At 37.1% G+C, this 24,140-nt stretch carries 33 protein-coding genes and 1 pseudogene; all 34 read left to right on the top strand.

Annotated features, from left to right (window positions below):
• Window positions 1-11: 11 nt before the first annotated feature.
• The 34 genes and pseudogenes from HV819_RS06850 (at window position 12) to HV819_RS11955 (ending at window position 23,993) form a co-directional block, all read left to right on the top strand.
• Window positions 12-1,274, top strand: a complete 1,263-nt coding sequence (locus HV819_RS06850) for a site-specific DNA-methyltransferase (RefSeq protein WP_176269825.1) — start codon at window positions 12-14, stop codon at window positions 1,272-1,274.
• On the top strand, window positions 1,255-2,847 hold the full coding sequence (locus HV819_RS06845) for a DNA cytosine methyltransferase (protein WP_176269824.1): 1,593 nt from the start codon (window positions 1,255-1,257) through the stop codon (window positions 2,845-2,847). The genes HV819_RS06850 and HV819_RS06845 overlap by 20 nt, the downstream gene beginning before the upstream one ends.
• Before the next feature lie 74 nt (window positions 2,848-2,921).
• Window positions 2,922-3,578 (top strand): virulence protein, encoded by a 657-nt coding sequence (locus HV819_RS06840; RefSeq protein WP_176269823.1) that lies wholly within the window; start codon window positions 2,922-2,924, stop codon window positions 3,576-3,578.
• A complete protein-coding gene (locus tag HV819_RS06835) occupies window positions 3,562-3,792 on the top strand; it encodes a DUF4314 domain-containing protein (RefSeq protein ID WP_176269822.1) in 231 nt (76 codons plus the stop codon). The genes HV819_RS06840 and HV819_RS06835 overlap by 17 nt, the downstream gene beginning before the upstream one ends.
• Window positions 3,782-3,955 (top strand): DUF5049 domain-containing protein, encoded by a 174-nt coding sequence (locus HV819_RS06830; protein WP_176269821.1) that lies wholly within the window; start codon window positions 3,782-3,784, stop codon window positions 3,953-3,955. The genes HV819_RS06835 and HV819_RS06830 overlap by 11 nt, the downstream gene beginning before the upstream one ends.
• A 106-nt stretch (window positions 3,956-4,061) precedes the next feature.
• Window positions 4,062-4,307 carry a hypothetical protein gene (locus HV819_RS06825; RefSeq protein ID WP_150891232.1) on the top strand — a complete coding sequence of 82 codons (246 nt, stop codon included), beginning with the start codon at window positions 4,062-4,064 and terminating at the stop codon, window positions 4,305-4,307.
• A 1-nt stretch (window position 4,308) separates the two neighbouring features.
• Window positions 4,309-4,587, top strand: coding sequence for an Nmad4 family putative nucleotide modification protein (locus HV819_RS06820; protein ID WP_001933570.1), 279 nt, complete (start codon window positions 4,309-4,311; stop codon window positions 4,585-4,587).
• A 100-nt stretch (window positions 4,588-4,687) separates the two neighbouring features.
• Window positions 4,688-4,990, top strand: coding sequence for a transcriptional regulator (locus HV819_RS06815; RefSeq protein ID WP_176269820.1), 303 nt, complete (start codon window positions 4,688-4,690; stop codon window positions 4,988-4,990).
• Window positions 4,991-5,076: 86 nt separating this feature from the next.
• A complete protein-coding gene (locus tag HV819_RS06810; protein WP_150891234.1) occupies window positions 5,077-6,669 on the top strand; it encodes a terminase large subunit in 1,593 nt (530 codons plus the stop codon).
• Between the two features lie 125 nt (window positions 6,670-6,794).
• The gene (locus HV819_RS06805) at window positions 6,795-7,007 is read left to right on the top strand and encodes a hypothetical protein (RefSeq protein ID WP_176269819.1); all 213 of its coding nucleotides are present in this window, start codon (window positions 6,795-6,797) and stop codon (window positions 7,005-7,007) included.
• An 81-nt stretch (window positions 7,008-7,088) separates the two neighbouring features.
• Window positions 7,089-7,814, top strand: a complete 726-nt coding sequence (locus HV819_RS06800) for a MerR family transcriptional regulator (RefSeq protein ID WP_150412406.1) — start codon at window positions 7,089-7,091, stop codon at window positions 7,812-7,814.
• A 65-nt stretch (window positions 7,815-7,879) separates the two neighbouring features.
• Window positions 7,880-9,208 carry a phage portal protein gene (locus HV819_RS06795; RefSeq protein ID WP_150891237.1) on the top strand — a complete coding sequence of 443 codons (1,329 nt, stop codon included), beginning with the start codon at window positions 7,880-7,882 and terminating at the stop codon, window positions 9,206-9,208.
• Window positions 9,099-9,866: a head maturation protease, ClpP-related gene (locus HV819_RS06790; protein WP_456237002.1), complete on the top strand. Its 768-nt coding sequence runs from the start codon at window positions 9,099-9,101 to the stop codon at window positions 9,864-9,866. Before HV819_RS06795 ends, HV819_RS06790 begins: the two co-directional genes overlap by 110 nt.
• A gap of 5 nt (window positions 9,867-9,871) precedes the next feature.
• The gene (locus HV819_RS06785) at window positions 9,872-11,065 is read left to right on the top strand and encodes a phage major capsid protein (RefSeq protein WP_176269817.1); all 1,194 of its coding nucleotides are present in this window, start codon (window positions 9,872-9,874) and stop codon (window positions 11,063-11,065) included.
• A gap of 17 nt (window positions 11,066-11,082) precedes the next feature.
• Entirely contained in the window at window positions 11,083-11,361 is a 279-nt protein-coding gene (locus HV819_RS06780; protein ID WP_150891239.1) for a head-tail connector protein, read from the top strand.
• On the top strand, window positions 11,361-11,693 hold the full coding sequence (locus HV819_RS06775; protein WP_150891240.1) for a phage head closure protein: 333 nt from the start codon (window positions 11,361-11,363) through the stop codon (window positions 11,691-11,693). The genes HV819_RS06780 and HV819_RS06775 overlap by 1 nt, the downstream gene beginning before the upstream one ends.
• On the top strand, window positions 11,690-12,070 hold the full coding sequence (locus HV819_RS06770; RefSeq protein ID WP_150412411.1) for an HK97-gp10 family putative phage morphogenesis protein: 381 nt from the start codon (window positions 11,690-11,692) through the stop codon (window positions 12,068-12,070). The genes HV819_RS06775 and HV819_RS06770 overlap by 4 nt, the downstream gene beginning before the upstream one ends.
• On the top strand, window positions 12,063-12,395 hold the full coding sequence (locus tag HV819_RS06765) for a hypothetical protein (RefSeq protein ID WP_150412412.1): 333 nt from the start codon (window positions 12,063-12,065) through the stop codon (window positions 12,393-12,395). Before HV819_RS06770 ends, HV819_RS06765 begins: the two co-directional genes overlap by 8 nt.
• On the top strand, window positions 12,385-12,966 hold the full coding sequence (locus HV819_RS06760; protein WP_150412413.1) for a major tail protein: 582 nt from the start codon (window positions 12,385-12,387) through the stop codon (window positions 12,964-12,966). Before HV819_RS06765 ends, HV819_RS06760 begins: the two co-directional genes overlap by 11 nt.
• 11 nt (window positions 12,967-12,977) lie before the next feature.
• Window positions 12,978-13,343 (top strand): hypothetical protein, encoded by a 366-nt coding sequence (locus HV819_RS06755; protein ID WP_150412414.1) that lies wholly within the window; start codon window positions 12,978-12,980, stop codon window positions 13,341-13,343.
• The gene (locus tag HV819_RS06750; protein ID WP_176269816.1) at window positions 13,340-13,504 is read left to right on the top strand and encodes a hypothetical protein; all 165 of its coding nucleotides are present in this window, start codon (window positions 13,340-13,342) and stop codon (window positions 13,502-13,504) included. The genes HV819_RS06755 and HV819_RS06750 overlap by 4 nt, the downstream gene beginning before the upstream one ends.
• A gap of 67 nt (window positions 13,505-13,571) precedes the next feature.
• Window positions 13,572-14,039 (top strand): hypothetical protein, encoded by a 468-nt coding sequence (locus HV819_RS06745; protein WP_150412415.1) that lies wholly within the window; start codon window positions 13,572-13,574, stop codon window positions 14,037-14,039.
• Between the two features lie 116 nt (window positions 14,040-14,155).
• Complete coding sequence (locus HV819_RS06740; protein ID WP_176269815.1) at window positions 14,156-16,981, top strand: phage tail tape measure protein; 2,826 nt, start codon at window positions 14,156-14,158, stop codon at window positions 16,979-16,981.
• 2 nt (window positions 16,982-16,983) lie between these two features.
• Window positions 16,984-17,655, top strand: a complete 672-nt coding sequence (locus tag HV819_RS06735) for a hypothetical protein (protein WP_176269814.1) — start codon at window positions 16,984-16,986, stop codon at window positions 17,653-17,655.
• Complete coding sequence (locus tag HV819_RS06730; protein ID WP_176269813.1) at window positions 17,656-20,481, top strand: phage tail protein; 2,826 nt, start codon at window positions 17,656-17,658, stop codon at window positions 20,479-20,481.
• Window positions 20,482-20,492: 11 nt separating this feature from the next.
• Window positions 20,493-20,663, top strand: a complete 171-nt coding sequence (locus HV819_RS06725; RefSeq protein WP_176269812.1) for a hypothetical protein — start codon at window positions 20,493-20,495, stop codon at window positions 20,661-20,663.
• Window positions 20,656-20,937, top strand: coding sequence for a toxin (locus tag HV819_RS06720; RefSeq protein WP_150861037.1), 282 nt, complete (start codon window positions 20,656-20,658; stop codon window positions 20,935-20,937). Before HV819_RS06725 ends, HV819_RS06720 begins: the two co-directional genes overlap by 8 nt.
• Before the next feature lie 12 nt (window positions 20,938-20,949).
• The gene (locus HV819_RS06715; RefSeq protein ID WP_150861036.1) at window positions 20,950-21,246 is read left to right on the top strand and encodes a hypothetical protein; all 297 of its coding nucleotides are present in this window, start codon (window positions 20,950-20,952) and stop codon (window positions 21,244-21,246) included.
• Window positions 21,246-21,461, top strand: coding sequence for a hypothetical protein (locus HV819_RS06710; protein ID WP_150861035.1), 216 nt, complete (start codon window positions 21,246-21,248; stop codon window positions 21,459-21,461). The genes HV819_RS06715 and HV819_RS06710 overlap by 1 nt, the downstream gene beginning before the upstream one ends.
• Window positions 21,462-21,474: 13 nt before the next feature.
• Complete coding sequence (locus tag HV819_RS06705; RefSeq protein WP_150861034.1) at window positions 21,475-22,068, top strand: hypothetical protein; 594 nt, start codon at window positions 21,475-21,477, stop codon at window positions 22,066-22,068.
• Window positions 22,069-22,077: 9 nt separating this feature from the next.
• Window positions 22,078-22,602 (top strand): hypothetical protein, encoded by a 525-nt coding sequence (locus HV819_RS06700; protein ID WP_150861033.1) that lies wholly within the window; start codon window positions 22,078-22,080, stop codon window positions 22,600-22,602.
• Between the two features lie 19 nt (window positions 22,603-22,621).
• The gene (locus HV819_RS06695; RefSeq protein WP_456237001.1) at window positions 22,622-23,014 is read left to right on the top strand and encodes a phage holin family protein; all 393 of its coding nucleotides are present in this window, start codon (window positions 22,622-22,624) and stop codon (window positions 23,012-23,014) included.
• Window positions 23,007-23,834, top strand: a pseudogene (locus HV819_RS06690) (N-acetylmuramoyl-L-alanine amidase); the annotation flags it as partial. The gene HV819_RS06695 and the pseudogene HV819_RS06690, both read left to right, overlap by 8 nt.
• On the top strand, window positions 23,829-23,993 hold the full coding sequence (locus tag HV819_RS11955; RefSeq protein ID WP_456237004.1) for a hypothetical protein: 165 nt from the start codon (window positions 23,829-23,831) through the stop codon (window positions 23,991-23,993). The pseudogene HV819_RS06690 and the gene HV819_RS11955, both read left to right, overlap by 6 nt.
• Window positions 23,994-24,140 lie beyond the last annotated feature (147 nt).

Below are 24,140 nucleotides of genomic sequence, written 5' to 3'. Positions count from 1 at the left end.
GGGGTGAGTTTATGAAAACAAAAATGGAAATGGTGGAAATTAGTAAACTAGTCCCTTATGTGAATAATGCAAGAACTCACTCTCCAGAGCAGATTATGAAACTTAGATCCTCTTTACGAGAATTTGGTTTTATCAATCCGGTTATCATTGATTCCAAGTTTAATATCATCGCAGGTCACGGAAGAGTTATGGCAGCTAAGGAAGAAAAGATGGAAGAAGTGCCATGTGTACTTGTAGACTATCTATCTGAGGCACAGAAGAAAGCATATATCATAGCTGACAACAAAATGGCACTTGATGCTGGCTGGGATGAGGAACTACTCCGAATTGAGATTGAAGAATTAGAAGGCATGGATTTTGATTTAGCACTTACCGGTTTTGATGGAGCAGAACTTGATGAGTTATTTGGAAACTCTGAGAAGGAAACGGTGGAAGATGATAAATTTGACTTGACATCAGCACTTGAAAAAGCTGCCTTTGTAGAAAAAGGTGATATCTGGACTGTTGGCAAACACACTTTGATGTGTGGTGATGCAACAAGTAAGGAAGATGTAGATACTTTGATGGGTGGTAAAAAAGCCAATCTCATTATTACCGATCCCCCTTATGGGGTCTCATTTAAAAGTGCCAGTGGACTTACGATAAAAAACGATTCGATGAAAGAGGAAGAGTTTTATAATTTCCTTCTTCTATCCTTTCAAAATATGGCGGGGCATTTGGAAAGTGGTGGAGCAGCCTATATATTTCACGCTGATACGGAAGGTCTTAATTTTAGAAAAGCTTTTATTGATGCAGGATTTCATCTTGCAGGCTGTTGTATATGGGTAAAGAACTCACTTGTTCTTGGTAGAAGTGACTATCAGTGGCAACATGAACCTGTGCTTTATGGCTTTCTTAAAAATGGTAAGCATTCATGGTATTCCGATAGAAAACAAACAACCATTTGGAACTTTGATAAACCAAAGAGAAATGAAAATCATCCGACATCAAAGCCACTAGATTTACTTTCCTATCCGATTCAAAACTCAAGCCAAGAAAATGCCATCGTAATTGATACCTTTGGTGGTAGTGGCTCAACCTTAATGGCTTGTGAAAAGACAAATCGAATCTGTTTTACGATGGAACTTGATGAAAAGTATGCATCTGTTATTCTAAGACGCTATGTAGAAGATACTGGTGATGAGGATGGTGTTTTTGTAATAAGGAATGGTAAGAAATTTCAGTATAAAGATTTAGTGAAAGAGGTGGAAACTTATGGAGAAAAAACAAAATAAACCTCTAACACTTTGTTCTCTATTTGATGGTTCAGGAGGATTTTGTTTAGGAGCAAAACTTGTAGGTATAAAGCCTATTAGCTGTTCAGAAATTGAACCATTTCCAATTAGGGTAACTACAAAAAGAATGCCGGATGTAAAACATTTAGGAGATATATCTGGTATTAAAGGAAATGAAATAGAACCTGTGGACATCATCACTTTTGGAAGTCCATGCCAAGATATGTCTATAGCAGGTAAAAGAGCGGGGCTAAGTGGTTCTCGCTCTAATTTATTTTATGAGGCAATTAGAATTATTAAAGAAATGAGGGAGGAAACGCATGGAGAAAAACCAAGATATATCGTTTGGGAAAATGTTCCAGGTGCATTCTCCTCAAACAAAGGAGAGGACTTCTTCTCAGTCCTCAAAGAAATCTGTGGGATCAAAGGACATAAAATTGATGAGGCTAGACCTAAGAAATGGCAAAACGCAGGACTTATCATGGCAGGAGATTTCTCACTTGCATGGAGGGTATTTGATGCTCAGTACTGGGGAGTTCCCCAAAGAAGAAGACGTATCTACCTTGTCGCAGATTTTAATGGAGAAAGTGCCGGAAAAATATTATTTGAGTCCGAAGGCATGTCTTGGCATCTTGAAAAGAGCAAATGCCCGTGGAAAAGAACTGCCGGAGGTCTTAAAGAAAGCACTGGAGATGCAGTCACAAATCTATGCTTAAATGACCAAGGGGGTCAGAGGATGGATTTTCATGAAGAAAAGACCGGAACAATCACTGCAAGTGTAGGAAATCACCCGCCACTGGTATTTGAAAATCATGGACAGGACTCAAGATTCAAAGGGCCTCTCGCTGTAAGTAATACCATAGGGGCAAGCCTTGGAACTGGAGGAAATAATCAGCCTTTTGTAGTAGAAGATAGTACCAGAACCTTTGATGTCCGTATTACCTCAGAAAATACCAAAAATCATAGAGCTAATGTTTATGAAACCGATGTGGCAAGAACTATCAATACAGGTCAAAACTCACCGGAAGCCAATCAAGGCGGACTTGCCATTGTCTACTGTGACAAAACAGCAGGTACATTATGTGCGATGGATGGTCCAAAAGGTGTTCATAGTGAGATGGCAGGTCAAGGTAAACTTATCGTAGAAAAGGAAATTTTTTCAACCAGCAAAAACTCCCATCATACTGAGGCGATGGAAAATCTAGCTAATACCTTAGTGGCAAGTGACTATAAAGATCCTCCAGTTGTAAATGGCATTGAGGGTCAAAAATATATTGTTAGAAGGCTTACTCCAAGGGAATGTGGCAGACTTCAAGGTTTCCCAGATGGTTGGTGTGAAGGACTTGAAACTGAAAATCCTAGCAGTGAAGAATTAAACTTTTGGACTGAAGTCTTTGAAACCTATAGGAAAGTTGTGACGAAAGCTACTAAGCCTAGAAGTGAAAAACAGATAAGAAAATGGCTTGCAAATCCTCATACAGATTCAGCAGAATACAAAATGTGGGGGAATGGTGTAGCACTTCCAAATGTATGCTTTGTACTTGCAGGAATTAAGCACTTTTATTTTAAGTAATGCACAGATATAACTTGATAAATCTCTGATAGTACGGGAATATACACATACCAAAACTAAAGGAGGAAAAACAAGTGCAAGTAAAATTTAATGTTACAGGTAAAGAGAGAAAAGAGCTTGTCAAAGGGATTGAAAGAATCACAAATGAAAAATCCAAGTATTTAGGAATGCCAAGTACAGCTTATGAGGTTGGAATCTTTACAATTGATAAGACGGGGACGGTTTTATGTGAAGATGATTTCGCACTTGAAAGGTTAGTTCACAACCTTATCGGAGAAGGCTTTATACCCGAGGAAGAAAGTAAAAGCGAACCTGTGGCAACACAGGGTCTTACAGTGGCAATTCCAAGGGATAAGGTGGATTTATCCAAGCTAGAAAAAATCTTTGAAAATAAGGGCGATTTAATCAAAAAGGCACTAGGAATTACAAGCCTTGAGATAGAGGAAGATGAAGAAAAAGTAAGTTTTCCTTGGTTTGAAAATATCGACAACGAACATCTAATGACATATACAAAATTCATTGCAGCACTTTGTAAGATGAGCATTAATGCCAAACGCATCAACGAATCTTCCAAAGAAGTGGTCAATGAAAAGTATGCCTTTAGATGTTTTCTTTTAAAACTTGGCTTTATCGGAGATGAATTTAAGAAGGATAGAAAATTACTTCTTGAAAAGCTTACTGGATCATCAGCTTTTAGAAATGGAGGTCATGAAGATGAGATTTCCAAGTAGAGAGGTTGTTGAAGGAATAAGGAAAAGATATCCGGTGGGAAGTAGAGTGGAGCTTGTATCTATGGATGATATCCAAGCACCACCTATTGGTACAAAAGGAACAGTAAAGGGAGTTGATGATATTGGCTCCATTATGGTTTCTTGGGATAACGGAAGTAGCCTAAGCATAGCTTATGGCGAAGATTCTTGTAGGAGGATTTCAGATGAACGATAAGATAAAGGAACAGATACTTGCTATTAGAAAAACAGGGATTACTAATATGTTTGATATAAGAGTAGTTCAAAGAATCGCTTATGAAATGAACTTTTATGAACTTGTAGATTTTCTTGAAACGAATAGAAAAGCCTATGTTGATTTCATTCTTTATGGTAAATAAAACTATAATTATTATGAAAATAAAGCACATATTTCTTTAAAAATGACTTGATATATCCTTCAAATTACGGGAATATACACATACCAAAAACAAAGGAGAAACGAACATGACAAAGCAAGAAATTTTTAAGGAAGCAACAAAAAAACTAAACGAGAAGAAAGCAGCCCTTTATAAAAGAGAGCCTGAAAGAAAACTTTATGACGAAGGCAAGATTGGCTGGAACGAATACCTAAAAAGAGCCAAAGCAAGAGAAGAAAAAGAAAGAGAATTCTACAAGGGCAATGAAAACTTTGAGTTTTATGACGAAGGCCTCATCACCTACGATGAATTCTTAGAATTGGAGGGGAAATAAGATGAGCAAAATGATAGATTTAGCTAACAAGTACAAGATACCAACACAGGCAACACCGGAAGATTTAGAAACTAGATGGGGTAAGGTCATAACCTTTGGAGATAGGGTGATTCTTGTAGGACACTACTATCACCCAGATGGAAATTGCTACTTTGCAGCAGTTTATGAATTTCTGGATGATGACCATTCATGCGAAGGTTTTATTGGACTAAGGGAAGTAAGCGAAGAAAGATTTGAAGATGATGGTCACGCAATTGAGTGGGCATTAAAACAAAACTAAAAAATCATAAAATAAAGTACATTTTTCTTTAAAAATGACTTGATATATCTCTGATTATACGGGAATATACACATACCAAAAGCAAAGGAGATTAAGAAAAATGACAAGCATTTACAGAAACAAACAGGAAGCATTAAAGGGTCTTGAAAGCGAAATGAAGGCTTGTAGAAAATACGCTAAAGCCTCAGAAGAAAAAGCAAAAGAAGGAAAAATTGGAGCCGCAATTAATCTTTTAGACATTGCACAGACAGCAAAAACTTGTGCCGAGCACGCACACGAGAGTTTGTGGGAACTTTCCAAAGGAAAGTTAACAGAAAAAGAATTTGAAATCTTCTGCGACTCAGAAACCTTAAGACAAGACATCAACAAGGCTTACCAAGCAATTAAAGAAGCAAGAAACTAAAAAACAAGAGTTCCAGAGCCTAGGCTCTGTTTCTCGTACTAGCAGCCGGTGGGCTGTATTTTTTATGCCTAAAAGGGGGTGAGTTGATGGCAAAATACAAGACTACAAAATTTAAATTAAAAGATTCTATTTATAGCAAAGATCACGCAGACTATGCTGTAAATTTCATTGAATGCCTAAGCCACACCAAAGGGACATGGGCTGGTAAGCCATTTAAGTTACTTCCTTGGCAAGAACAAATCATACGAGATTTATTTGGCGTAATTAAGCCAAATGGATATAGACAGTTTAATACAGCCTACATTGAAATCCCAAAGAAGATGGGTAAGAGTGAACTTGCAGCTGCTGTTGCCTTACTTCTTTGTTGTGGCGATGGAGAAGAAAGAGCAGAAGTTTATGGCTGTGCTGCTGATAGACAGCAGGCTACTATCGTTTTTGATGTTGCAGCTGATATGGTAAGGATGTGCCCTGCACTGAATAGAAGAGTTAAGATACTGGCATCACAGAAAAGAATTATTTTTCAGCCAACAAATTCTTTCTATCAAGTCTTATCAGCAGAAGCCTACTCCAAACACGGTTTTAATATTCATGGAGTAGTATTTGATGAACTTCATACCCAGCCAAACAGAAAACTCTTTGATGTTATGACTAAAGGTTCAGGTGATGCAAGAACTCAGCCTTTATATTTTCTTATCACAACTGCAGGTACAGATACGCATTCTATTTGCTATGAAACACACCAAAAGGCTAAGGATATTTTAGAAGGAAGAAAAATTGATCCCACTTTTTATCCAGTGATTTATGGAGCAGATGAGGAAGACGACTGGACAGATCCAAAAGTATGGAAGAAAGCAAATCCATCGCTTGGTGTGACAGTTGGAATAGATAAAGTAAAGGCAGCCTGCGAATCAGCAAAGCAAAATCCGGGTGAAGAAAATTCCTTCAGACAATTAAGACTTAACCAGTGGGTAAAACAAGCTATCAGATGGATGCCAATGGAAAAGTGGGATGCTTGTTCTTTTGCAGTCAATAAGGAAGAACTGGAAGGTAGAGTTTGCTACGGAGGTCTTGACCTTTCATCAACAACGGATATTACAGCCTTTGTTTTAGTCTTTCCACCAATAGATGAAGACGATAAATTTTGCATTATGCCTTTCTTTTGGCTACCGGAAGAGACTCTGGATTTAAGAGTTAAGCGTGACAATGTACCATATGATGTTTGGGAAAGACAAGGATACATTCAGACAACAGAAGGTAATGTTGTTCACTATGGATATATTGAAAAATTCATAGAAAAGCTAGGAGAAAGGTTCAACATTAGAGAAATTGCCTTTGACCGTTGGGGTGCTGTTCAGATGGTACAAAACCTAGAAAATATGGGATTTACCGTAGTTCCTTTTGGACAAGGCTTTAAGGATATGAGTCCACCAACCAAGGAGCTTATGAAATTAACCTTAGAGCAAAAGCTTGCTCATGGTGGAAATCCAGTTCTTAGATGGATGATGGACAATATCTTTATTAGAACCGATCCTGCTGGAAACATAAAGGCAGATAAGGAAAAGTCTACAGAAAAAATAGATGGTGCTATCGCAACTATAATGGCACTAGATAGAGCAATAAGATGTGGAAATGCCAATACAGAAAGTGTCTATGACGGGAGAGGGATTCTATTCATTTAAAAAACTACAATTAAGTACTTAATTTCGACATTAAAAGTCCTATTTCTTACAAGTGGGTTGTACTCATATTCAACTTCGTTTAACCTATAAAAACTAAGTAAAAGTGGTTAAAGGAGGGAAATATAATGTTAGAAAAAGAGGTATTAGAACTTGTTGTTAAAAAGGTCATGGATAAGTTTGCAAGAGAAAATAATGGTTCAAAAGGATGGACAAAAGAAGATATTCAAAATGAGGTACTTAATCTTGGAGGGACAATGACAGATGTTTATGAGGCTATGAAAATAGGGATGGATATCTGCCTATCTGAGCAATGGATGCAAGAACCGATTTTTAGCTAAAATTATAAAAAATTTTCATATAATCACTTGACTACTACGTTACGTAATAGTTTATATTCATAGTAACAAGGAGGTGATTTTATGAAAACAATAAAAGCTGTAAGTAAAATTGCAGGAATTAGTGTTAGAACTTTACAGTATTATGACAAAATTGGTTTGCTACACCCAACTGATTATTCTGATGTAGGATATAGATTGTATAGTGACAATGATTTAATAACATTACAGCATATATTACTATTTAAAGAATTAGAATTCCCACTAAATGAAATTAAAGAAATAATTAATAGTGATAATTTTGATAGGGATATAGCTTTGGAACAGCAAATCAAATTACTAACATTAAAAAAAGAACACTTAGAGAATTTAATACTTTTTGCTAAAGGCGTAAAACTATTGGGGGTGGATTATATGAATTTCTCGGCATTTGATACAAAGAAGATTGATGAATATGCAAAGCAGGCGAAAGAATCTTGGGGACATACTAATGAATTTAAAGAATTTGAGGAAAAACAAAAAAACAGAAGTACTGAAGAGACAAAGACCGTAAATCAGCAATTAATGATGATTTTTGCAGAGTTTGGAAAGGTAAAATCAGAAAATCATGACGCAGAAGTTGTGCAAGCGTTAGTGAAAAAACTTCAAAATTATATATCAGATAATTTCTATAGATGTTCAAATGAAATTTTATCTGGTCTTGGAAAAATGTATGCTGGTGGAGGTGATTTTACTAAAAATATTGATGAGTTTGCAGGTGAAGGGACTGCTGTATTTGTTAATAAAGCAATAGAATATTATTGTAAATAGAAACTTCTATTTTAAGCATCTCTTCGGAGGTGCTTTTTTAGTACAGAAATTTAGGAGGAATGTGTATGGGCGTATTAAGTGGCCTATTTAAGAGTAGGGATAAGCCTACAAATAGAACAAATGGATCTTCATATAGCTTTTTGATGGGTGGTTCATCATCCGGAAGAAGAGTAAATGAAAGGTCTGCTATGCAGATGACAGCGGTATATAGCTGCGTAAGAATTCTATCTGAGGCAGTTGCAAGTTTGCCACTTCATGTTTATGAAAGAACAGAGATTGGCACAGCTAAGGCTATAGAACATCCTTTATACAAGGTGCTACATGATGAACCAAATCCAGAGATGACAAGCTTTGTCTTTAGGGAAAGCATGATGACGCATTTACTTCTTTGGGGTAATGCCTATGCACAGATTATCAGAAATGGTAAGGGTGAGGTTTTAGGACTTTATCCACTGATGCCAGACAGGATGAAGGTAGATAGAGATGATAAAGGTCAAATTTATTATGAATACTTTGTCAGTGATTCTGATGCAGGGACAGAAAAACAAGGAAGAGTGAAGTTAAATCAGTCAGATGTTCTTCATATTCCTGGACTTGGTTTTGATGGACTTGTTGGCTATTCACCAATTGCGATGGCTAAAAATGCCATAGGTATGGCAATTGCGACAGAAGAATATGGAGCTAAGTTCTTTGCTAATGGAGCAACACCAAGTGGAATCCTAGAGTATCCGGGAACGGTTAAAGATCCTGAAGCTATGAGGGAAAGCTGGTCAAAAGGGTTCTCTGGTAGCAACAGTCATAAGATAGCGATTTTGGAAGAAGGAATGAAGTACACACCGATTTCAATATCTCCAAATGAAGCACAGTTTTTAGAAACAAGAAAATTTCAAATCAATGAGATAGCTCGAATCTTTAGAGTTCCACCACATATGGTAGGTGACCTTGAGAAGTCGAGCTTTTCTAATATTGAGCAGCAGTCACTTGAGTTTGTAAAGTATACCCTTGATCCTTGGGTAGCAAGATGGGAACAGTCTATTGTTCGTAGGCTATTTACTGAAGATGAAAAGAAAAAGTACTATGTTAAATTCAATGTAGATGGTCTCCTTCGTGGGGATTACCAATCAAGAATGAATGGCTATGCTACAGCAAGACAAAACGGATGGATGTCTGCCAATGATATTAGAGAATTAGAAAACCTAGACCGTATTCCAAGTGAAGATGGAGGTGACCTATATCTCATAAATGGAAATATGCTCCCACTAAATCGTGCAGGAGCATTTGCAGATGAAGATGGAAAGGAGGAAGAACCTAATGAAGAAGTTTTGGAAGTGGAAGAATCAAGTAATGAGAAACCAAAACGAAGAGGAAGTGACAGAACGCATCCTATTCCTTAATGGAACGATAGCTGAAGAATCGTGGTTTGATGATGATGTGACACCACAGCTTTTCAAAGAGGAGTTAAATCAGGGGAATGGAAACATTACCGTTTGGATTAACTCTCCGGGAGGTGACTGTGTGGCAGCAGCTCAAATCTACAATATGCTAATCGACTATAAAGGAGATGTCACAGTAAAAATTGATGGTATCGCAGCAAGTGCAGCATCAGTGATTGCAATGGCAGGGACAAATGTATTAATGAGTCCAGTATCAATGCTTATGATCCATAATCCTATGACCATAGCTTTTGGAAATAAGGGGGAGATGGAAAAAGCAATCTCAATGCTAGATGAAGTAAAGGAGTCTATCATCAATGCATATGAAATTAAGACTGGAATGTCTAGAGCAAAACTATCTCATTTAATGGACTCAGAAACATGGATGGATGCACATAAAGCAGTGGAGCTTGGCTTTGCAGATGACATTCTAAAGCGAAGTGATACCACTGATATAGAAGTATCACAAGTTTCCATGATGTATTCAAAAGCACAGGTTGTAAATTCACTGATGGATAAGATTGCTTCTAAATGCAAGATAGAAAACAAAGAAACTAATACAGGTGTTAAGGCGGACGAATTAATGGACCGTCTTTTTTTAATGAAAAATTGGAGGTAATTACAATGAGTAAGATTTTAGAAATGATTGAAAAACGTAATAAGGCTTGGGAGGGTGCGAAAGCATTCCTTGATAGCAAGAGAGATAAAGACGGCCTTATTTCTGAAGAAGATGCTTTAAGCTATGATGAAATGGAAAAGAAAGTCCATAACTACAGCTTAGAAATTGAGCGTCTACAGAAGATTGAGGAGATGGATAAAGAACTATCTAAGCCTCTGTCTGATGCTATCGTAACAAAACCAATGAAAGTGGATGATAATCCGGAGAAAAAAGGAAGATCATCCGATGAATACAGAAGGGATATGCTTAAGGCAATCAGAAGTAACTTTAAGCAGGTTACAAACCTTTTGCAGGAAGGAGTGGACACTGATGGAGGATATCTTGTTCCGGAGGAATATGATAAGAGACTGATTGATGTATTAACGGAAAATAACATCATGAGAACTCTTGGAACAAAGATTACCACATCCGGACTTCATAGAATTACGGTGACTGCAACAAAACCTGCTGCTCTTTGGGTTGAAGAAGGGGGCAAGATTCCATTTGACGATGCAACATTCGGTCAGATTACCATTGATGCCTTTAAACTTGCTGTGGGAATTAAGATTACAAATGAACTTTTATATGACAGTATGTTCCCACTTGAAAATTATATTATTGAGCAGTTTGGTAAGGCAATCGGTAATGCCGAGGAAGATGCGTTTCTTAATGGCGATGGAAAGAAAAAGCCACTTGGAATTTTCCATAAAGATGGTGGTGCAATTAGTGATGTAACAACAGCAGGAGCAACTATTTCATCTGACGATATTATCAGTCTCGTGTATGCACTTGGAAGACCATATCGTCAAAAGGCTAAATTTATTATGAATGACCAGACCATTGCCATCATTAGAAAACTGAAAGATGGTAACGGAAACTATATGTGGCAGCCTTCCATTAAAGAAGGAGAACCGGATAGACTGCTTGGTTATCCTATTTTCACATCAGCGTATGCACCTCTTGTAGAAGCGGGAAAACCTGCCATTGCATTCGGTGATTTTAGTTACTATAACATTGCAGACAGAGGAACAAGGTCTATGCAGGAACTTACGGAGCTTTATGCTGAAACAGATACGACAGGCTTTATTGCAAAGGAAAGAGTGGATGGAAAACTGATTCTTCCTGAGGCGGTTCATCTTTTAACTATTAAAGCAAAATAAAGGAGGGGGTGCTAGTTATGGTTGTAAGTCTTGAAGAAATGAAAAATTATCTCAGAGTAGATACCAGTGAAGATGATAATCTGATTAGCACCCTTATAAAGTCTTCTGAGAAGATGTGCCTTGCTATTGCAAGAAAAGATGAAGAAGAAATCATTGGTGAAAGCTTTGAAGAATATAAGGTGGCAGTGCTATATGCTGCCGCCTATCTTTATGAACACAGGGAAGAGGCAGACCATCATGAGTTAACGATTACACTTAGATCCATGTTATTTGGAGTAAGAAAGGCGGAATTTTAATGGAGATATCACTACTAAATGAACGCATTGAACTTCAAAAAAGCTCGGTAGAGGTAGATAACATTGGAAATCACAAAAATGTGTGGAGTAAGTATTATTCCTGCTATGCAACTATCAGTAGTGAAAGTCCAAAGGAAGAAACAAGTAGTGGTGCTATATGGGATGAAAGCAAGATTGATTTTACTATTCGCTACAGCAAGGAAGTATCGGTCTTATCTTCCATTGGTTATAGGGTGATTTTTCATGAGGATATTTATGAAATTGAGGGCATAGACCATATGAATTATAGGAAGAAAAGTATAAAACTTCACTGTAAGAGGTGCGAGAGATGAGCAAGGTAAAAATTGATAGCCTTTCATCTGAAGTGATGAAGGAACTTGAAAAATATGCTAATGTTACAACTGAAAATGTGAAAAAGGCAGTTCAAAAAGCAGGAAAGACTGTGCGTGATGAAATAAAAGCAAGTGCTCCAAGTGATACAGGTAAGTATGGGAAAAGCTGGACTGTAAAAACTGTGAGAGAAACATCCAGTAGCCTTGAGCTTGTTGTTCATTCAAGAAACAAATATCAGCTTACTCACCTTCTTGAATTTGGTCATGCAAAGCGTGGTGGAGGAAGAGTATCTGCAAGACCACATATAGCAAATGCTGAAGAAAAGGCAATAAAGGTATTTGAAGAAGAGATAAAGGAGGCTATTTCCAATGGATAGGTTACTTGAAATTATAAAGGATATAGGGCTTCCAAATGCATATCATCACTTTGCTGAAGGGGAATCACCAGAGCCGCCTTTTCTTATTTATCTACTGCCAGCAAGTGATAACTTTTCAGCAGACGGAAGAGTGTATTTTAAAGCAAATGAAGTTCATATTGAAATCTATACGGATTACAAAAATCTAGAGATAGAAAAGAAGGTAGAATTCGTACTTGATGAGTACGGCATTTTTTATAACAAAACAGAAGTTTATATAGAGTCGGAAAAACTCTACGAAGTCTTATATATTTTTGAAATGGAGGAAGAAAATCATGGGAAATAAAGTGAAATATAACCTTAAAAATGTTCATGCTGCAAAGTTGAAAAAAGATACAAGTGGTGCATTTACTTATGAAAATCCAAAGGCAATACCGGGTGCTGTCAGTATCAGCCTTGAAGCTGAAGGAGAATCCAGTCCTTTTTATGCAGATGGTATTGTATATTTTAGGTCTACTGCCAATAACGGATATAGCGGTGACCTCGAGATTGCACTAATACCTGAATGGTTTAGAACGGAAATCTTAAAGGAAGAACTGGATAAAAATGGAGTACTTGTAGAAAAGGCAAATGTATCGGAAACAGAAAAGTTTGCACTGTTATTTGAATTTGACGGTGATATCAATGCAATTAGACACGTTCTATATAACTGCTCAGCATCAAGACCATCTATTGAATCAGAAACTAAAGAAGATACGATTGAACCTGGAACAGAAACACTATCACTTACAGCGGATCCAAGAGAGGACGGTCTTGTAAAATCAAGAACTGGAGATACTACATCAGCAGATACTTATGCTAATTGGTATAAGAATGTGTATGTTCCACAGGATAAAACCGAAGTAAAACCTAAGTAGGAGGTGTAAGGATGCTAGAAAAAACAGTAAGAGTGGGAGAGATGGATATCAAGTTTCGTTCATCTGCTACCATTCCAAGGCTATATAGAATTAAATTTAAGAGAGATATCTTCAAAGACCTGTCAAAGCTTGAAAAAACTTTCAAGGCAAGTGATGGTTCTTTTGAAATTGATGACCTTGAGATATTTGAAAATGTAGCATATATTATGGCCTATCATGCAGATAGAAGTATCCCCGGAAATATTGATGATTGGCTTGACCAGTTTGAGATGTTTTCTATTTATGAGATTCTTCCGGAGATTCTTGAACTTTGGGGAGCAAACCTTGAAACGGAAGTTCAGTCTAAAAAAAACTTCCAAAAAGTAGCAGGGAGATGACAACAGCCCTATTTCTACTAAGATGCGTAGAAATAGGGATAAGCATTTCTGAACTTGATTTACTTACAATTGGAATGGTACTAGACATTTGGACTGAAAAATCAAATGACAGCGTGAAATACAGCAAAGTAGCAGGTCAAGCTGAGTTTGATAAGTTCTAATTTATCGTAAAATATGCTATAATAATCAATGAGATAAATGTGAATTTGGGGGAGGTGAGTCAATATAATGCCGCAAATGAATAAAGGAGGTAAGTTTATTTTTGGAAAGTCAACTATTCGTTTAGATGGTACTATTCAATTTCCGACGCAGGCAATAGAAGAATATAAAATTACCAATGATGATAAGATTTATTTGTTTACTGGAAGTAAAAGAACTGGTGGATTCTGTGTTACTACAAAAAAATTACTTTATCCCTCAAAATTAGGACATATATTGCAAGATACACCATCACTTTTAGAATATACAACTAATTCAGGTGAGTTTGTGAAGTATAAAGGTAGATGGTACTGTTGGGTAAACATATCACCTGATGGCAAAATAAAATTAACGGAAGAAATGATGAAATTTTTGGACTTACAAATAGGTATGGAATTACTTTCTATTCGAAGTAGTGATATTGCATTTACTATGGGAGCAAAAGGTCCTTTGTTGGAAAAATCTCTAAATTATAAAGGCGAGATTCCAATATTTTGAGCAAAAAAAGAAATTTAAATTAGAGATTTGTCTAACTGAATATTAAACTGTTTTTACGACACTTACTTAATGGGAGGTGTCTTTTTTATGTCCATTTTTAGAAAGGAGGGATGTACGTGGCTAATAGAATAAAAGGAATTACCGTTGAGATTGGTGGAGATACTACCGGTCTTGACAAAGCCTTAAAGGGAGTAAATTCTACAATAAAAAATACGCAGTCACAGCTTCGTGATGTAAATAGACTTCTTAAACTTGATCCCTCCAATGCAAAGTTACTTGCTCAAAAACAGCGGTTACTCCAAAAAGAAATCTCTGAAACTAGCGAAAAGTTAAATGCCTTAAAAGAGGCAGATAAGCAGGCAAAAATTCAGCTAGAAAATGGAGAACTTGGACAAGATAAGTATGATGCCCTTCAAAGAGAAATTATTGAAACAGGAAACAACCTAAAGGCTCTTGAGGAAGAGGCTAAAAAAGTACCATCAGCACTATCTGTTTCCATGAAAGAGGCAGGAGATAAAATTAAAGAAGTTGGAGATAAGACCACTGAAGTTGGTAAAGGTCTATCCACTCATGTAACAGCACCTATTGTAGCAATAGGTGCTGCATCTTTATCTGCCTTTAATGAAGTGGATAAAGGAATGGATATCATTGTCCAAAAAACAGGTGCGTCAGGTAAAGCCTTAAATGAAATGCAAGATAGCATGAAAAATCTTGCGACTTCAATTCCTACAGATTTTGAAACAGCAGGTGCTGCTATTGGTGAAGTAAATACTAGATTTGGTCTTACTGGTAAGAAACTTGAGGATTTATCCGGTAAGTTCATCAAGTTTGCTCAGCTTAATAATACAGATGTTTCCACTGCTATTGATAATACGCAGAAGGTCATATCTGCCTTTGGTCTTAAAGCAGAAGATGCAGGAGCCTTACTGGATACCATGAATGCTGTCGGACAAAGAACTGGTATCAGTATGGATACTCTTGCAAAGAGTATGGTGACAAACTCTGCAGCACTTCAGCAACTAGGATTTTCTGCAAGTGATGCAGCAAACTTCCTTGGAAATGTTGAAATGTCTGGTGCAGATACTTCACAGGTTATGACAGGACTTACAAAGGCACTTGCTAATGCTACAGCAAATGGAAAGCCTATGAAAGAGGCACTAAAAGAAATCCAAGACAGCATGGTGAATGCTAGTAGTGAAACGGAAGGACTACAAGCTGCTTATGAACTCTTTGGTAAAAGAGCAGGTGGTGCAATTTATCAAGCGTGTAAGAATGGTTCACTATCTTTCGAGGAACTTGGGACATCACTAAAGGACAATATCGGGAATGTAGATTCAACCTTTAATGAAACCTTAGATCCAATAGATAAATTTCAGACCTCTCTTAATAGCTTAAAGATAGTAGGAGCTGATGTTGGTAATTCTCTTATGAGTGTTCTTGCACCAATGCTTACCAAGTTTTCAGCGATGATGAAATCATTAAATGAAAAATGGAACAACCTATCTCCTGGTATGCAAGATGCCATTGTAAAAATTGCCCTTATTGCTGCAACCGTAGGTCCAGTTTTAGTAGTCATAGGGAAAGTCATCACAGCAGTTGGAACAATTACCTCTGCTCTTGGCGGACTCATTGGACTACTTGGAGGAACAGCCACCGCAACTACAGCAGTGGGCGTTGCAGGAGGTGCAAGTGCAGCAGGAACAGCAGCCGCAGGTACTGCCGCTGGTGGAGCAGCGGTTGGTTTTGGAGCACTTAATGTTTCACTTCTTCCAATTATAGGAATTATTGCAGCTATCATAGCAGCAGTAGTGGCCATCATTGCCATTATTAAAAACTGGGGTGCTATCACAGAGTGGTTCAAAGGCTTATGGGAAACTATAATAACGACTCTTATGACTTTGTGGCAGGGAATCGCAGAGTTTTTTACAACTATTTGGAATGGCATCGTACAAGTTTTTACCACTGTCTGGGAAACCATCAAAAATATACTTACTGTAGCATTGATGTTTATTGTAGAACTGATTAAAGGCTACTTTGAACTGATCACACTTCCTTTTAGATTTATTTGGGAAAACTGCAAAGAAACCATAATGGCTGTGTGGGAGGCAATAAAGACGGTAGTAATGACGGTCTTAAATACGATTAGTACTTTTATTTCTACCGTTATGAATGCCATAAAAACAGTCATTACAACTGTATGGAATGCAATTAGTACTACGATTTCAACAGTACTTAATGCTATCAAAACTGTGATTACTACAATCTTTAATGCAATAAAATCAGTTGTAACAAGTGTATGGAACGGAATCAAAAATGTAATTGGATCTGTGGTGGACGGGATAAAGTCAAAGGTATCATCGGTATTTAATGCTGTATCAAGCACAGTTACTTCTGTATTTAATGGAATAAAAAATACAGCCGTTTCCATTTGGAATGGTATAAAGAGTGCCATTGTTACACCGATTGAAGAGGCAAAGAATAAGGTTAAAAGCGTAGTTGATGCAATTAAAGGTTTCTTTGCTGGTATTAGCTTAAAGCTGCCACATATCAAACTGCCTCATTTTAGCATCAGTGGACATTTCTCTTTAGCACCACCATCCGTACCACATCTATCTATTGATTGGTATAAAAAGGCGATGAATAAGCCAATGCTCTTAAATGGAGCAACTATTTTTGGTAGTAAAGGTGGACATCTCCTTGGAGGTGGAGAGGCTGGACCGGAAGTTATTATGGGACTTGATACTCTTCAGAATATGACAGCTGGAGCAAACGGAGATTTACTTAGTGTCATGAATAGAATAGTAGCCATCATGGATACCTATTTTCCTAAGTTCTCTGAAACAAGTATTGTACTTGACTCTGGAGAGCTTGTAGGAGGAATTGCACCACAGATGGATATGGCACTAGGGAAATTACAAAATAGAAAGGCAAGGGGGTGGTAAGAATGTACGGAATGAAAATAGGAGAGTTTCATAGTTATAAAGACTTTGGACTTGTTCCAACAAGTAAGCCGGTTGTTAACTTACCATCACCAAAGCTAGAGTACCTTGATATACCTGGAAGACAAGGTGAAATTGATATAACAGAAAGCCTTACAGGAGAAGTAATCTATGAAATGAGAACAGGCTCCTTTGAGTTTATTGTTTCAGACATAGAAAAGTGGCAGGAGGTCTATAGGAAACTACTAAGTACAGTTCATGGTAAAAAGACAAGTCTTGTACTTGATACAGAAAAAGACTATGTCTATCAAGGTAGGCTTTGGGTGAGTGAATTTAAGTCAGATAAAAATTATTCTCTGATTACTTTGGATTATAAGCTTGAACCATATAAGTATAGGCTAGGGGATTTGAGAAATGGCGAGTTTATCCATAGGATTGATGGTATTTCTATTACAAGCAGTAAAACCATAACGCTTACCTTTGATTCAGATATGACCATAGTTCCTGAATTTAATAATAAAACAGAAAATGTTCTAACATTAAATTTTGAAGGAAAGAAGTTTAGTTTACCTAAAGGCATGAGCAGATTTCCAGAAGTTCGAGGAAGAAAGAACTTAGTGCTTACCTGCACAGGTAGTAGCACACTAGATATTTCATATAAGAGGGGGTGGTTATAAGTGTATAAAATTGTGTTGGATGGAAATACCATCTATTATCCTGGCGATGAGAAGGCAGTTTTAATTAGTTCTACACTGAATTTGGAACTAAATACTGCAGGAACTCTTAACTTTATATGCCCGCCTGAAAATCCATACTATGAAAAAATCTATAACAGAAAATCCATTGTCAGCGTATACCGAGATGAAAGAGAAATCTTTATAGGAGAAGTAAGAGAACAGACAAAAGACCTACGAGGAAATAAGAAAGTCCAGTGCGTAGGTCTTTTATCATATCTAGCTGATAGCATTCAGCCACAAATGGAATATCATAACCAAACTCCATACCAGCTACTATCAAAGTTTTTAGAGATTCATAACGAAAAAGTGGATGAAAGAAAAAGAATAAAGCTTGGAAGAGTGACTGTTACTGATCCAAATGACTCTTTATATCGCTACACCAATTATGAAACCACACTCGAAGCTATTATGACAAAGATGGTAGAAAAGCTTGGTGGCTATTTGAACCTAAGAAGAGAAGGCACTCACTTAATCCTTGATTATTTAAGACTTGAAGAAATGGGAAAAGACACAGATCAGAGCATAGAGTTTGGACTTAATCTTCTTGATTATACGGAGGACTTATCTGCAGAAGATGTGGCAACAGCCATCATTCCACTTGGTAAGGAAATAGAAGGTGATGCTAATGCTGTCCTAAAACAATATACAGATATTACTTCAGTAAATAATGGTAAGAACTATCTTGTTTCTAAAGAGGCACTCACTGAATTTGGTTGGGTTTGTAAGGTGGTACGCTGGGATGATGTTACCATTCCTGCAAATCTTTTAAGAAAAGGAGCAGAGTGGCTTAAGGATAATCAGTTTGAAATGGTAGAGCTAAACCTTTCAGCTGTTGACTTATCTGAGTTTGGAATCTCTACAGAAACCATTGAATGCGGGGATAGGGTAAGATGCAGAGCCTATCCATTTGGAATGGATAGAATCTTTCCCGTTATGAAACAGACCATACCACTGCAAAAGCCTGGAGAAATTAAGGTGGTGCTCGGAAGTAATCAAAGTAAAGGATATATCCAAAGTTCTCAAGATGCAGTAAGGCAGATAAAAGAAGAAGGTATAGTCACAAGAAAAATAGATAATGAAAGAGTCCAAAGTGCCATTGATAACCTTAAGGCTCAAATGAATACAGGTACTGGTGGATATAAGCTAACAGAATATGATTCCTCTGGTAGATGGCTTAGAGACTTATATATGGACACGATGGACAAAGACACAGCCACAAAAGTTCTTCAGATAAATATGAACGGTATTGGTGGAAGTCGTAATGGATACAAGGGTCCATATGCTGTTGGTATGACACTTGATGGTCAGATACTTGGTGAAAGAATTATGAGTCACTCCATTGATGCTGAAAAACTATCAGTTTCCTATACCTCGCAAGTGGAAAGGCAGATTCTTGATTCAAAGAAGGAGGCCATATCTGATACAGATAAGAAGTTAAAAAGCTACTATACCATCAGTGAAGTAAATACAAAGTTTTCTGCTACGGATAAAAAGATTGAGGCAAGTGTAGAAACTGTTAATCAAAAGCTTGAGCAGAAAAATGGCAATTATTACGGCACCTATGTTCCGAATTATTCAAGAGCACCAACCAATAGCTGGAATAGTGATAGAACAAGGCTTACTCATGTTGGAGATTTTTTCTATGATACGACAACGGGATATGCTTACAGATATATTGTGAAAAAGCAAGGATTAGAGCTTAAGTTCAACGCAAGATCTAGAACTGAAAGTGAAAGATTTGACTGGGTGGAAATATTCTATGAACTTGATGGTAAGACATATGCGCTTCCAAGATGTGGTGGAACAAGTATAGCGGGTCAAACGGTATTTGTTCCATCAGATAAGTTTTGGCTTTACTGGAGGTGTGACGGCTCCGGTCATGATTATTATGGTTTTAAGATTGACTCCATAAAGAAAGCTGATTCTAATCAAGAAGTTATAGGAAGTGAATCTACTTTGCCAACAGATGCGGGTGATGCGGTCTTACTTTCAGGTTCGTCTTATCCAGAGTCAGAACACTCGCCATACAAAGATGGAACTAGAAAATTGTGGAAATACTCATCAACTGAGAGCATCAGTTCTTCTCTATCTTTTGACTGGATAAGAGTTGTGGACAAGGATATAAGTACAGCTAAGGAAAAGGCAGAAACAGCAATATCAAAAATATCTGTTGTGGAAGGCTCTATCTCATCAATGGTGAAAAAAGGTGAGTTTGGTACTTTTATGAGACAAAACTATAACAGCTTTTTACTTGGTTTTAATGGTGCTAGTAGATATGTACAGATTACTGCAGGAGAGATTGGGCTATATAACGGTTCAATTGATAGCAGTAATAAAAGAGCAGTCTTTGATGAAAACGGAAACCACTTCTATCGTGATGGAAAATACATCGGAAAGATTGGTACAAATGTCTGGAGTGGTAACAGCTCCCATAAAGGCTTAGTTTTTGACCTTGATAGCGAAGGAAAATATATGGCATTTTCTCAAGAAGAATCTGTTAATGCTGGGAGTTACACTACAATGCTTTGCTTTTCCAGATCTAACAGTATTTATAGCCAGTATGGAGTTCATCTTGGCTGTAATCTTTATGCTCATGGATTTAAGATTGTAGATCCACAGTGGGAAACAGGATTTGGAGTGAATGCCACAATTAACTTTGTACAGATACTTGATATGAATTCAGATGGCACTGTATCTAGATGGGGTTCAAATGGACGTATGGTTTTTAAAGATGGTGTATTAATGGATTTAAATTATTATGGTTAGGAGGATGTAAAATGGCAGAACTAATTATTAACACAAATGAAGTAGTCATCAATGAAGGCACTTTAAAAAAGGATATTATGACCAAGAAAGAAGTAAAGGACGATAAAAACACCTTACTTCTTGAAGAAATCAATCACAAATTGGACTTACTACTTAAAGACAAGGAGGAATCTCATGGATAAGCCAACCATTAATTATGCCCTTGCCTACCAGAAGTTTCGAGGGGAGTTAAGTTCTACTATATCAGCTTTGCAACAGAAAATACCAATTCCAACCTATATGGTAGAAGGGATACTTTCTGGAATACTTGCTGATGTAAGATCTGCAGTAATCACAGAAAACTCTCTTGAAGTGGAGGCTTTTAGAGAAGGCATTGATAAATATTATGAAGATAGAGAAAAAGAACTTAATGATGAAATCTTAAAACTAAAGGCAAAAGATGAAGAAAAAGCATAGGAGGAAAGGCCAATGCATCGAGGAACAACGCCAATAAATATATTTAGGACAGATGTGGATTTAACTAATGCATCTGTCCTTTTTATTACCTATAAGCAAAATGGCAAGGTCGTATTAGAGAAGAGTATTGATGAAGTAAAAATACAAAAGAATATTGTATCTGTTTATCTATCTCAGAAAGACACGCTACTTTTTACAGAGGGAATTGTGACAATCCAAATAAGAGCAAAGTTTTCTGATGGCAGCGTTATTGCCTCAAGTCTAATTAGAACTAATGCTAGAGAAATTCTAAAGGAGGGAGAAATCTAATGGCAGAGTTTATGACAAGGTTTAAAAGAGATGCACCGATGGAGGTATCTTTTGAAAGCATCATTCGAGTGAGTGATGGGAGTGGAACAAATGACTATAACGGTCTCATCAATCAGCCCAAGATAAATAAGGTGAAACTCGTAGGTGATAAGAGTCTGGAAGAATTGGGGCTGAATGCAATTACAAATTTAGAACTGGAAGAATTATTGAAATAACAGGAGGAAGTAAATGAAAACAAAATTTTTAGATAATAATGGACTTTTATATGTATGGAAGAAACTAAAGGATACCTTTATAAAGAAGGTAGAACTTGATGAGGTGAAAAATTCTATTCCAAAGAATGTATCAGATTTACAAGACGCAGATAGCTATGCAAAAAGTGTAGATATTCCAACAAAGGTAGAAAGCCTTAGTGATGCTACAGATTATGCTAAAAAGATAGAAATCCCACATAGCGTTAGTGAACTTGATGGAATGGATGCTTATGCCAAAATCACGGCACTTCCTAAAAAGGTAGCAGATCTTACCGATGGTGCTGACTATATCAAAAAGGCAGAATTAACCGAAGAAGTAAAGAGTCTTATTGGGAATACTAAAGCACTGGAATTTTCAGTTGTAGAAGAGTTGCCATCCAGTGGAGAAAAATCAACCATCTACCTTGTTTCCAACAGCAAGGCTGAAAATGATGCCTATGATGAATACATCTTTGTCAATGGTAAATTTGAGAAGATTGGTACAACTTCAGTTGATTTAAGTGACTATGTGAAAACGTCAGATATTACAAGCATCACCAATGAAGAGATAGACACACTTTTTGTCTAGGTGATGCTTATGGCTAAGAAGTTTTTAACTAAAGAAGGTTTAGACAGGTTCTTTGCTAAGCTAAAAGGAAGATTCGCACCAATCGAAAGCCCTGCCTTTAAGGGACAGCCGACAGTAGAAACACCTGTGTATGAACCAAATTCCGAGGGAAAAGAAGTAATCAACAGGGAGTATTTTGCAAAGGCAAACCGCTCTATATTTGAGGAGTTTGAATTAAAGATAACACCGGTTGTCCTAATTTTCTCTATAAACCCGAACGAGTGGAAATTAGAAGATGGGATCTACTACTGTGACAAAATAATGGAGTTTTTTCAGGGGCAAGAGCTGGAAGAAAATGTACGTATTGCTTCTTTTATTAAACTTGATTATGACAAAGTCAGTAATATTACCAGTGATTTAGACCTTGATTTTAGGTTGGAAACTGATGGAAAAATGCGAATTTATCTTTTTGGCAGAAAACCGGAGAGGGAATTACCTGTTATTATCACAATGATAAGAGCAGTTGATTTAAGTATGATATTAGGAGGAATGTAGTATGAAAGAATTATGGAATATGTGCCAACTTGCCTTTACGGCAGTTGGAGGATGGCTTGGATATTTTTTAGGCGGGTGTGATGGACTTATCATCGCACTTATTTTATTTGTAGTCATCGATTACATCACAGGGGTGATGTGTGCTGTGGTAGATAAGAAACTATCCAGTACAGTTGGATTTAAGGGCATCTTTAGAAAGGTGCTTATTTTTATGCTTGTTGGTATTGCCAACATCATTGATGTGCAGGTGATTAAGTCTGGAAGTGTACTAAGAACCGCAGTGGTTTTCTTTTACCTTTCAAATGAGGGTCTATCACTTATTGAAAACTCCGTTCATCTAGGACTACCTGTTCCTGAAAAGCTAAAGGCAGTATTAAAGCAGCTAAACGATAAGGAGGAAAATCATGAGTAACAGTTCATTAGTTAGTATAGTAAATTACAGTCCAAACCATAGTGGACGAAGAAATCAGCCCATTACAAAAATTGCTATTCACCATACAGCAGGTGCAATTAGTGCAGCAACTATCGGTCAGATTTTTAAGCCGACCTCAAGACAGGCATCGTGTAATTATGGAATCGGAAATGATAATAAAATCGTTTTATGTGTAGATGAGAGTAACCGCTCTTGGTGTACATCATCTTCTTGGTGTGATAACAGAGCCATCACTATTGAAGTAGCCAATTCAAGTAACGGAGGCAATTGGCCTGTAAGCGATAGAGTCCTTGCTACCTTGATTGATTTAGTTACAGATATCTGTAAAAGAAATGGCATAAAGAATTGTACCTATACAGGTGGAAAAGATGGTGTATTACAAAAACATGAGTGGTATGCCAATACCAATTGTCCGGGACCTTATCTTGGTAGTAAGTTCTCATATATTGCAAGCGAGGTAAATAAAAGGCTTGCTGGTGGTAGTTCAAATGCACCAAGCACAGGAGGTTCTAGCCTTTATAGAGTAAGAAAGTCATGGGCTGATGCAAAGAGTCAAAAAGGTGCATTTAGAAATTTAGATAATGCAAAGAAGTGTGCCGATGCAAATCCAGGATATTCTGTTTATGATGCAAATGGTAACTCAGTCTATCCTGTAGCAAGTGATCCATCTAAATCTGTAGATACTTTAGCAAGAGAGGTAATTGCAGGAAACTGGGGTAATGGACAGGACAGAGTAAACCGTCTTACATCTGCAGGCTATAACTACAATTCTGTTCAAAACAGAGTAAACGAAATTTTATCTGGTGGTAGCAATAAACCAACTGGAAAATCTATTGACACCCTAGCTCGTGAAGTTATCCGAGGTGATTGGGGCAATGGTCAAGATAGAAAGAACAGACTTGAAAGAGCCGGATATGACTATAACGCAGTACAAAGACGAGTAAATGAACTCTTATAACTAATTAAAAACAGTGCCTACTGGGGAGAAATCCTTGGTAGGCATTATTTTTTTTGAAATTTTTTATAAATACCATCAGATTTTACCTTCTCCCAAGGCTACCTAATAGAAGGGCAAAAGAAAAGTCCTTCAGAAATGGAGGTAGAA

Source organism: Anaerococcus faecalis (assembly GCF_013371425.1).
Taxonomy (GTDB): domain Bacteria; phylum Bacillota; class Clostridia; order Tissierellales; family Peptoniphilaceae; genus Anaerococcus; species Anaerococcus porci.
This window is presented reverse-complemented; position numbering and strand designations above follow the sequence as displayed.

What these genes read in the sequence shown, in the direction of transcription:
- HV819_RS06850 (WP_176269825.1), top strand. Translation starts at nt 12, where the DNA reads ATGAAAACAAAAATGGAAATGGTGGAAATTAGTAAACTAGTCCCTTAT.
- HV819_RS06845 (WP_176269824.1), top strand. Translation starts at nt 1,255, where the DNA reads ATGGAGAAAAAACAAAATAAACCTCTAACACTTTGTTCTCTATTTGAT.
- HV819_RS06835 (WP_176269822.1), top strand. Translation starts at nt 3,562, where the DNA reads ATGAGATTTCCAAGTAGAGAGGTTGTTGAAGGAATAAGGAAAAGATAT.
- HV819_RS06830 (WP_176269821.1), top strand. Translation starts at nt 3,782, where the DNA reads ATGAACGATAAGATAAAGGAACAGATACTTGCTATTAGAAAAACAGGG.
- HV819_RS06825 (WP_150891232.1), top strand. Translation starts at nt 4,062, where the DNA reads ATGACAAAGCAAGAAATTTTTAAGGAAGCAACAAAAAAACTAAACGAG.
- HV819_RS06820 (WP_001933570.1), top strand. Translation starts at nt 4,309, where the DNA reads ATGAGCAAAATGATAGATTTAGCTAACAAGTACAAGATACCAACACAG.
- HV819_RS06815 (WP_176269820.1), top strand. Translation starts at nt 4,688, where the DNA reads ATGACAAGCATTTACAGAAACAAACAGGAAGCATTAAAGGGTCTTGAA.
- HV819_RS06810 (WP_150891234.1), top strand. Translation starts at nt 5,077, where the DNA reads ATGGCAAAATACAAGACTACAAAATTTAAATTAAAAGATTCTATTTAT.
- HV819_RS06805 (WP_176269819.1), top strand. Translation starts at nt 6,795, where the DNA reads ATGTTAGAAAAAGAGGTATTAGAACTTGTTGTTAAAAAGGTCATGGAT.
- HV819_RS06800 (WP_150412406.1), top strand. Translation starts at nt 7,089, where the DNA reads ATGAAAACAATAAAAGCTGTAAGTAAAATTGCAGGAATTAGTGTTAGA.
- HV819_RS06795 (WP_150891237.1), top strand. Translation starts at nt 7,880, where the DNA reads ATGGGCGTATTAAGTGGCCTATTTAAGAGTAGGGATAAGCCTACAAAT.
- HV819_RS06790 (WP_456237002.1), top strand. Translation starts at nt 9,099, where the DNA reads ATGAAGATGGAAAGGAGGAAGAACCTAATGAAGAAGTTTTGGAAGTGG.
- HV819_RS06785 (WP_176269817.1), top strand. Translation starts at nt 9,872, where the DNA reads ATGAGTAAGATTTTAGAAATGATTGAAAAACGTAATAAGGCTTGGGAG.
- HV819_RS06780 (WP_150891239.1), top strand. Translation starts at nt 11,083, where the DNA reads ATGGTTGTAAGTCTTGAAGAAATGAAAAATTATCTCAGAGTAGATACC.
- HV819_RS06775 (WP_150891240.1), top strand. Translation starts at nt 11,361, where the DNA reads ATGGAGATATCACTACTAAATGAACGCATTGAACTTCAAAAAAGCTCG.
- HV819_RS06770 (WP_150412411.1), top strand. Translation starts at nt 11,690, where the DNA reads ATGAGCAAGGTAAAAATTGATAGCCTTTCATCTGAAGTGATGAAGGAA.
- HV819_RS06765 (WP_150412412.1), top strand. Translation starts at nt 12,063, where the DNA reads ATGGATAGGTTACTTGAAATTATAAAGGATATAGGGCTTCCAAATGCA.
- HV819_RS06760 (WP_150412413.1), top strand. Translation starts at nt 12,385, where the DNA reads ATGGGAAATAAAGTGAAATATAACCTTAAAAATGTTCATGCTGCAAAG.
- HV819_RS06755 (WP_150412414.1), top strand. Translation starts at nt 12,978, where the DNA reads ATGCTAGAAAAAACAGTAAGAGTGGGAGAGATGGATATCAAGTTTCGT.
- HV819_RS06750 (WP_176269816.1), top strand. Translation starts at nt 13,340, where the DNA reads ATGACAACAGCCCTATTTCTACTAAGATGCGTAGAAATAGGGATAAGC.
- HV819_RS06745 (WP_150412415.1), top strand. Translation starts at nt 13,572, where the DNA reads ATGCCGCAAATGAATAAAGGAGGTAAGTTTATTTTTGGAAAGTCAACT.
- HV819_RS06735 (WP_176269814.1), top strand. Translation starts at nt 16,984, where the DNA reads ATGTACGGAATGAAAATAGGAGAGTTTCATAGTTATAAAGACTTTGGA.
- HV819_RS06725 (WP_176269812.1), top strand. Translation starts at nt 20,493, where the DNA reads ATGGCAGAACTAATTATTAACACAAATGAAGTAGTCATCAATGAAGGC.
- HV819_RS06720 (WP_150861037.1), top strand. Translation starts at nt 20,656, where the DNA reads ATGGATAAGCCAACCATTAATTATGCCCTTGCCTACCAGAAGTTTCGA.
- HV819_RS06715 (WP_150861036.1), top strand. Translation starts at nt 20,950, where the DNA reads ATGCATCGAGGAACAACGCCAATAAATATATTTAGGACAGATGTGGAT.
- HV819_RS06710 (WP_150861035.1), top strand. Translation starts at nt 21,246, where the DNA reads ATGGCAGAGTTTATGACAAGGTTTAAAAGAGATGCACCGATGGAGGTA.
- HV819_RS06705 (WP_150861034.1), top strand. Translation starts at nt 21,475, where the DNA reads ATGAAAACAAAATTTTTAGATAATAATGGACTTTTATATGTATGGAAG.
- HV819_RS06700 (WP_150861033.1), top strand. Translation starts at nt 22,078, where the DNA reads ATGGCTAAGAAGTTTTTAACTAAAGAAGGTTTAGACAGGTTCTTTGCT.
- HV819_RS06695 (WP_456237001.1), top strand. Translation starts at nt 22,622, where the DNA reads ATGTGCCAACTTGCCTTTACGGCAGTTGGAGGATGGCTTGGATATTTT.